At 68.1% G+C, this 7,355-nt stretch carries 4 protein-coding genes; 3 read left to right on the top strand and 1 reads right to left on the bottom strand.

Going from position 1 to position 7,355, the window contains the following annotated elements; genetic code table 11:
- A partial coding sequence (locus ASF72_RS20830) for a DEAD/DEAH box helicase (RefSeq protein WP_235504624.1) occupies nucleotides 1-703 on the top strand: 703 nt, incomplete at its 5' end.
- A 174-nt stretch (nucleotides 704-877) separates the two neighbouring features.
- Nucleotides 878-1,876 (top strand): family 43 glycosylhydrolase, encoded by a 999-nt coding sequence (locus ASF72_RS00645; protein WP_056595616.1) that lies wholly within the window; start codon nucleotides 878-880, stop codon nucleotides 1,874-1,876.
- Between the two features lie 134 nt (nucleotides 1,877-2,010).
- On the opposite strand, the gene ASF72_RS00650 is transcribed toward ASF72_RS00645, so the two are convergent.
- Nucleotides 2,011-3,300: an ammonium transporter gene (locus ASF72_RS00650; RefSeq protein WP_050686364.1), complete on the bottom strand. Its 1,290-nt coding sequence runs from the start codon at nucleotides 3,298-3,300 to the stop codon at nucleotides 2,011-2,013.
- Nucleotides 3,301-3,748: 448 nt separating this feature from the next.
- On the opposite strand from ASF72_RS00650, the gene ASF72_RS00655 reads away from it, so the two are divergent.
- Nucleotides 3,749-7,306, top strand: a complete 3,558-nt coding sequence (locus ASF72_RS00655; protein ID WP_082483869.1) for a discoidin domain-containing protein — start codon at nucleotides 3,749-3,751, stop codon at nucleotides 7,304-7,306.
- Nucleotides 7,307-7,355 lie beyond the last annotated feature (49 nt).

Below are 7,355 nucleotides of genomic sequence, written 5' to 3' on the forward strand. Positions count from 1 at the left end.
GCAGATCCTCGAAGTGGTGCTCAATCCGCGGCACCAGAAGGTGTACCAGACGCACCTGCAGCGGGAGCGGCAGAAGATCCTGGGCCTGATTGAGGACGTCAACAAAAACCGGTTCACCATCTTCCAGTCGCTGACCCTGCTGCGGCAGCTCAGCCTGGACGTTTCGCTGGTTGACCCGTCATTGTCCGCGGTCCGGTCCAGCAAGCTCGACGTGCTTTTTGAACAGCTCGAGGACCTGGTGGCCGAGGGGCACCGCGCCTTGATCTTCAGCCAGTTCACCGGCTTCCTGGGGAAGGTCCGCGAGCGCCTTGACGAGGAGAACATCGAGTACTGCTACCTCGACGGCGGCACCCGCAACCGTGCCGACGTCGTCAACGAGTTCAAAAACGGCAGCGCCCCGGTCTTCCTGATCAGCCTCAAGGCCGGCGGCTTCGGCCTGAACCTGACGGAGGCCGACTACGTGTTCCTCCTGGATCCGTGGTGGAACCCTGCGTCGGAGGCGCAGGCGGTGGACCGGACGCACCGGATCGGGCAGGCCCGGAACGTGATGGTGTACCGGCTGGTGGCCAAGGACACGATCGAGGAGAAGGTCATGGCCCTGAAGGCGCGCAAGTCCCAGCTCTTCGCGGATGTGATGGAGGGCGACGCCCTGTCCGGCGGTGCCATCACGGCCGAGGACCTCGCCGGGCTGTTCCGGGAGTAGGGCACCCGTGGCGGCGTCCATTGGCGACACACAAACGTGCTGTCGACGCGCAGATTCCGTGACGCACCCCGGATAAGTGCCGCGCCAGGGAATCTGCGCCGCGCGGATGCTTTTGCGCGTCGGAATTACCCCCTAAGCTGAAACCAACGAAGTAAGTACAACGTTGGAGAAAATGTGCCACAGCAGCAGGCCAATGCCGTCCCCGCCGTGATTCCGCTGCGGCCGGACGCCTTCGCAACCCCCTACCGGGACCCCGTCTGGGACGGGCCAACGGATCCCGTCCTGGTCCGGGACCACCGCACCGGGGACTGGGTGCTTTTCTACACCCAGCGCAGGGCCACCCAGGACGGGCTGACCGGCGTGGAATGGGTGCACGGGACGGGCATCGGCGTCGCCCGGTCCGCTGACGGCGGAGCCAGCTGGACCTACCAGGGCACCGTGGCCGGCCTGGTGCCGCCCGGAACGGAACTGCCGGCAACGCTGTGGGCGCCCGACGTCGTCCGCCTGGGCGACCAGTGGATCATGTACCTGACGGTGCTGGGCGGTGTCCGCACTGACTGGACAGGTGGGGCCGGGATTGTGCAGCTGGCCAGCCGGAACCTCACCGACTGGGAATACCTGGGCCAGGTGGACCTCGACTCGCCCCGGGTGATCGACGCCGCCGTGGCCTTGTGCGGGGACGGCCGCTACCGCCTTTGGTACAAGGACGAGGCCCGCGGGTCCAACACCTACAGCGCGGTCAGCGACGCGCCGCACGACCCGTCGTCGTGGGCGGTCGAAGGCATCACGCTTCCGGGCCGCCCGCACGAGGGTCCCAAGGTATTCCGGCTCGGCGGCTGGTACTGGATGGTTGTGGACGAGTGGCGCGGCCAGGCGGTGTACCGGTCGGAGGACGCGGCAGGCGGCTGGCTGCGGCAGAAGGAGGGCGACGGACTGATCCTTGCCGCCCCCGAGTCCGTGGCCGGCCGGGCCGTGGTGGGCCGGCACGCGGACGTGGTTCCCCTGTCGTCCGACGGCGGCCCGGACCAGGCACTGGTGGTCTACTTCACGCATCCCCACTGGGGCGGCGAGGACATTGACACCATGGCACCGGACCCCAAAACCAGGCTCAGCCACGTCCGCGCGGCCGTGGTGGAGGTCCGGGACGGCGTCCTGGTCTGCACCGCCGGCTGAGACAGACGGCAAAACGAAGGCAGAGGACCGGCTCCTGGAACGGCCGCCCAGCGCCCCCCGCTGGTACGTCCCAAGGGCCCGGCCCTCTGCCTGGCTCGTCGTCCGGACGGCGCATTGGCACCATCCGGAAGGGTCTAGCTGCGCTGGGGGGACCCCAGCTCCACCGGGTCTTCATCGGTGAGGTAGGCAAGCTCCGAGTGGGCCGCGAGGTCGATGCCGCGCATTTCATCCTCGGGCTTGATGCGCAGGCCAATGGTCCGGTCCAGGATCTTGGCCAGGAGCCAGGTGATACCGAACGAGTAGGCCAGCACCGTGACCGTGGCCAGGGCCTGGGTTCCGAGGAGCTCGAAGCCGCCGCCGTAGAAGAGCCCGTTGACGGCGTTCGGGGCTGCGTCCGTGGCGAAGAGCCCAATCAGCAGGGTGCCCAGGATGCCGCCCACCAGGTGGACGCCCACTACGTCGAGTGAGTCGTCGTAACCGAGCCGGAACTTCAGTTCGATCGCCAGCGAGCAAACCGCACCGGCGATCAGGCCGATGGCCACCGCGCCCAGCGGGCTGACGGCGCCACAGGCAGGCGTGATGGCGACCAGCGCGGAGATGAGGCCGGACGCGGCGCCCATGCTGGTGGCCGCGCCGTGGCGGATCCGTTCCACCAGGGCCCACGCCAGGAGGCCGGCCGAGGCAGCAACTGCGGTGTTAAGGAAAACCACCGACGCCGACTGGCCTGCGGACAGGGCGGAGCCGGCGTTGAAGCCGAACCATCCCACCCACAGCAGGCCGGCACCGATCAGCACCAGCGGCCGGCTGTGCGGCTTGGTGTGTTCCATCTTGGGCCAGCCCGAGCTCCTGCCCAGGACCAGGGCCAGGGCCAGGGCCGCGGCGCCTGCGTTCATGTGCACAGCCGTGCCGCCGGCGAAGTCGATTGCCTTGATGCCGCTGGCAATCCAGCCGCCGGTGACGCTGCCGTCCGCAGAGGAGAACGCAAACACCCAGTGGGCGATCGGGAAGTAGACAATGGTGGCCCAGATGCCGGCAAACAGCATCCAGGCGCCGAACTTCATCCGGCCCGCCGCTGCGCCCGCCACCAGTGCGGTGGTGACGCAGGCAAAGAAGAGCTGGAAAGCTGCGAACAGTGCTACCGGGATGGACGCCTCGTCATCCGCGGCGAGCAGCTGTCCCAGACCGGGGAATTCGGTGATGTCGCCGATCAGCCCCAGTCCGCCCACTGAGTTGCCGAAGGCCAGTGAGTAGCCAAAGAGTGCCCACAGCACAGCCACCAGGCTGGCGCCGCCGAAGCACATCATCATCATGTTCAGAATGCGGCGTGAGCCCACCATGCCCCCGTAGAACAGGGCAAGGGCGGGGATCATCATGCAGACCAGCGCTGAGCTGGCCAAAATCCAAGCGACATTTCCCGAATCCATGGGAAACCCCTTTCGTGATGCGAGGAGAGAACGGAAATCGCCCGTGAATGCCGCTCCGGCAGAAGGGGCGCGGAATCAGAACCGCGTCCAGCGGAGGGCAGCTTTCGCCGTCTGTTTCCAGAGTAAAGCTGGCATCTCCGGGTGGGTTTCCGGTGTGTTAAATGATCGTTTCGGTTCGCCGCACGCATGTTTCAGGCGTCCCGCGGCCATCGGGCACGGCACGGGTTGTCCTGCAGGACGCGAAGTCGAAGTTTCGCCGGCGGCCGGGACGGCCTGCCCACGGCCGGTACCGCCGTCGAACACGTCCTGAACACCCGTGACCGAGTACGACCGAACGTGTTCGGATGCCTTGTTCCGTTCCGACCCCGCCCATAGTCTCGCTGTGCCCGGACTTCCCGGCTGCGGGACCGGCAACAGCTCCGCACCCCCATGACTGCGAGGTACAACAATGACGTTTTCCGCACGAAGAACCCGACGGGCCAGGAAGCCGGTGGCCGCGCTCGCTGCCGCGGTGACGGCGGTGGCCGGGCTGGCGTTGCTCCCCGTGGCACCCGCCGGCGCTGCAGACCCGCCCACTCCGGTGACCATCACGCCCAACCCGGCAAGCCGCGGAGCCGCGTTCGAGGGCTGGGGCACCAGCCTGGTCTGGTTCGCCAACGCGACGGCCGGCTACTCCCCCGAACTCCGCGAAGAGCTGTACCAGAAGGTCTTTGGGCAGGAAGGCCTGAACCTCAACATCGCCCGCTACAACGTGGGCGGCGGCAACGCCTCCGACGTAAAGAACTACCTCAACGACGGCAGCGCGGTGGAAGGCTGGTGGCAGCCGAAAACGGAAGTGCCCGCCGGCACTGCTCCGTCCAACCTGTACAACCCTGACGGCACGGTGGACAAAGCGCAGGCCAACAAGCTGGCCTTCCTGGAGCAGTGGAACCCGGATGATCCCGCGTCCTACAACCCGGACGCGGACGCCAACCAGCGCTGGTGGGTGGAGAAACTCGACGCGGAACAGCAGATCACCCACTGGGAGGCCTTCAGTAACTCCCCGCCCTGGTTCATGACCAAAAGCGGCTACGTCTCGGGCCAGCCCACCCCCGCCAAGGGCGAAAACCTGCTGCCCCAGGCGGAGGCCAAGTTCGCCGCGTACATGAAGCATGCCGTGCAATTGCTGGAGGAGGGCAGCGGCATCACGGTGAACACCATCGACCCGTTCAACGAGCCCAACTCCGGCTATTGGGGCACCGACATCGACGCTGCCACGGGCAAACCCCCCACCAGCTACACGCAGAAGCAGGAAGGTGCCCTGATTTATCCTGCGGCGCAGGACCGCGTCACCCGGCTGCTGGCCGCCGAACTGGCCAAGGCCGGCACCACCACCGGGGCCGTCATCTCCGGGATGGACGAGACGGATCCGGGCAAGTTCATGACCAACTGGAACGGCTACAGCCAGGCCGCCAAGGACGCCGTGGCGCAGCTGAACGTCCACACTTACGGCACCGGCGACCGCCGCCGGGTCCGGGACCTGGCCAAGTCTGCGGACAAGCCGCTGTGGATGAGCGAAGTGGGCGGCTCCTGGCGCGGCAACCCCGCACTCGGCGACTCCACCGGGGGCTGGGACCGGTCCAACATCGCGAACGGGCTGGGCATCGCCGGGCGCATGGTGGATGACCTGCGTGAGCTGGAGCCGGACGCCTGGGTGTTTTGGCAGCCCGTGGAGGACACCTACAAGCAGGAAAAGGGCGACGGCGGCTGGGGCTCCATCTACGTGGACTTCGACTGCAACTACGCCGGCCGTGAAGGGTCCTCCAACCGGCGGATCAACGACGGAGCCAGTGCCGAAGCCGCCAAGTGCAAGGTGCTGACCAACCAGAAGTACAACACCACCCGGAACTTCACGCATTACATCCGGCCGGGCGATTTCCTGATCCAGAACGACAACGCCAAAACCGCGAGCGCCCTGAAGGCGGACGGCAAGGGCGCCACCCTGGTGCACTTCAACGACACCGCGACCCCGGAGAAGGTCACCCTGGACCTGAGCCGCTTCGGTTCCATCGCCCCCGGCGCTACCGTGACCCCGGTGGTCACCACCAAGTCCCCGCTCGAGGACATCGAGCGGAACGCGCTGGTCAAGGGCGCCCCCGTCGCCGTTGATGCCGCGGCGAAGTCCGCCACGCTGGAGGTGCCGGCCGCTTCGGTGGTGACGTTCGTCGTCGACGGCGTCAGCGGGGTTGCCGCCGACGCCGCACCGGTGCAGGACGGCCACAGCTACCACCTCACCGGTGACGCCAGCGGCAAGGACCTGACGGCCCGCGCCGACGGTTCCGCAGCCATCCAGGACCCGGGGTCCAGCATGGCTGCGGTGGTCCCGCAGGTGTGGACCTTCAACGCCGTCCGCAGCGACGATGAGTACGCCCACAACCGGCGCTGGGTGCTGACCAACAAGGACGGCCGGGTCCTGGCCGGAACCGGCGGCGTGCTCAACGGCAGCCAGGCCGGCACCGCCACCCTGTCCGGAATGACCCTGGAGCAGGCAAAGGCCACACCGGCTGCGCAGTGGATCCTCACCACGGAGAACGGCAGGAAGTGGTCGCTGGTCAACGCTGCCGCGGCCAGTGCCCTGCAGGTGGCGGGCAGCCAGACGGCGGCCGGGACCGCGGTTTCCCTGGGCTCGTCCACCGGAACCACCGCCACGGCCACCGCCAACCCGCACCAGGTGTGGGGCTTCACCGACCTCGAAGACCTGCAGCTGCTGGGCACCACCAAGGTGGACCTCAGCACGCCGGTGGGGGTGGCGCCGGAACTGCCGGCGACCGTCATCCCCCTGTACGGCAACGGTGCGGGCCGGCCGATTGCGGTGCAGTGGCAGCAGATTGACCCTGCCGCCTGGGACAGGGCGGGCCGCGTGACGGTCACGGGTTCCGGGACTGACCTGTACGGCGCGGGCTTCAATGACGCCACCGTGACGGTGGAGGTGGGCCGCTACGCCGCCACCGATCCGGTATCGGCCACCGTGGGGGCAGGCTCCACCCTGGCCGCGCTCCAGGCGGCAGCACCGGGCACCGTGCCGGGCCAGATCGGCGCCGGACCGGCCCGGAACCGGCTCACGGCAACGTGGGACTGGAATTCGTTCGACGCCGCCGCGCTGCAGGTGCCCGGGACGTACACCGTCCGCGGGACTGCGGCCACCGGGGTTTCCGGGGAGCAGCCGCTGGCAGCCGTACTGACGGTGATCGTGGTGGCCAGCGAAACCGTGGACAACATCTGCCGGGCGGATCCCGCCACCACCGCCACCGCCAGTTTCACGGAAGGGTCCTACCTGGCCCGCAATACCTGCGACGGCAATGCCGGCTCCGCCTGGTCCAACTGGGTCAGCGCCGGCCGTGCGGGTGACAGCCTCACGTATGGGTTCGGCCGGGAGTACACGGTGGATTCGGTGACGGTGACGTCAGCCGAAAAGGCCGCGCAAAGCCTGAAGGTTCAGTACCAGGACGCGGCCGGAGCATGGCAGGACACGTCCGCCGGGACCATCACCGGGCTCAGCACCGCAGCCCCGGCAACCGTGGCCTTCAGCCCGGTGGCAACGCGCGGCATCCGGGTGGTGCTGGCCACCCCTGGTTCCTACACCAAGGTGGCCGAGGTGGCCATTCGGGGCACCCGGCCGGCTCCGGCCGGACTGCCCACCCTGGGCAGGCTGCTGGTGGACCAGCAGTCGGTGGCGGGGTTCGATCCCGATGACTCCGGGTACAGCGTCCTCACGGCCACCGCAGCCTTTCCCACGGTGGCGGCAGTCCCGCTGGACACCAACGCCCGGGTCACGGTGATCCAGGCAAGCAGCGGGAACCCGACGGCGGAAGTCACCGTCAGCGCCCCGGACGGCACCACGCGGGCATACACCGTGGCGTTTGTGACCGGCAAGGACGCCTGTAAAAACGGCGGCTGGGCCACCAACCTGGACCCGGGCTTCCGGAACCAGGGGGCCTGTGTAAGCCACTTCGCGGCCGGGAAGTAACCGCACGGCAAAAAGGGGCCCGCGGCGGGGTATCAATCCCGCCGCGGGC

It is taken from the genome of Arthrobacter sp. Leaf141, assembly GCF_001424565.1.
Taxonomy (GTDB): Bacteria; Actinomycetota; Actinomycetes; order Actinomycetales; family Micrococcaceae; genus Arthrobacter.

Bases quoted from the DNA above. Each gene is read 5' to 3' on its own strand.
- ASF72_RS00650 (WP_050686364.1), bottom strand. From the start codon at position 3,300: ATGGATTCGGGAAATGTCGCTTGGATTTTGGCCAGCTCAGCGCTGGTC.
- ASF72_RS00655 (WP_082483869.1), top strand. From the start codon at position 3,749: ATGACGTTTTCCGCACGAAGAACCCGACGGGCCAGGAAGCCGGTGGCC.